This is a genomic window from Streptomyces alkaliphilus (genome assembly GCF_014141535.1).
Lineage (GTDB): Bacteria > Actinomycetota > Actinomycetes > Streptomycetales > Streptomycetaceae > Streptomyces > Streptomyces alkaliphilus.
This window is the reverse complement of record NZ_VKHT01001727.1, coordinates 1-461: the sequence shown is the minus strand read 5'-3', so window position 1 is coordinate 461 and position 461 is coordinate 1. Positions and strand designations below refer to the sequence as shown.

General features: G+C 71.6%; 1 protein-coding gene. It reads right to left on the bottom strand.

What is annotated here, in order from left to right; genetic code table 11:
• Positions 1–62: 62 nt before the first annotated feature.
• Positions 63–461: transcriptional repressor LexA (gene lexA / locus FNQ90_RS26505; RefSeq protein ID WP_182608593.1), on the bottom strand; the 399-nt coding region annotated here is incomplete at its 5' end.

The window sequence follows — 461 nt, the reverse complement described above, 5'->3', positions numbered from 1 at the left end:
CCTCGGGGGGACGCGTGGTTCCGGGCGGTGGGACCCCACCGCCCTCCGCGGTGTGCCCGACCTCAGACGCGGCGCATCACCGCGACGACCTTGCCCAGTATGGTCGCGCTCTCCCCGGCGATGGGCTGGTAGGCGGAGTTCTGGGGAAGCAGCCACACCTGGCCGTTCTCCCGCTTGAACCGCTTGACGGTGGCCTCCCCGTCGATCATGGCGGCGACGATGTCGCCGTTCTCCGCCACCGGCTGGCGTCGCACGGTGACCCAGTCGCCGTCGCAGATGGCCGCTTCGATCATCGAGTCACCGACGACCTTGAGGACGAACAGTTCCCCGTCGCCGACCAGCTGCCGGGGGAGGGGGAAGACGTCCTCCACCGACTCCTCGGCCAGGATCGGCCCACCGGCCGCGATGCGACCCACCAGCGGCACGTAGGAGGCGGCGGGGCGGCCGGAGGTGTCCGAGGG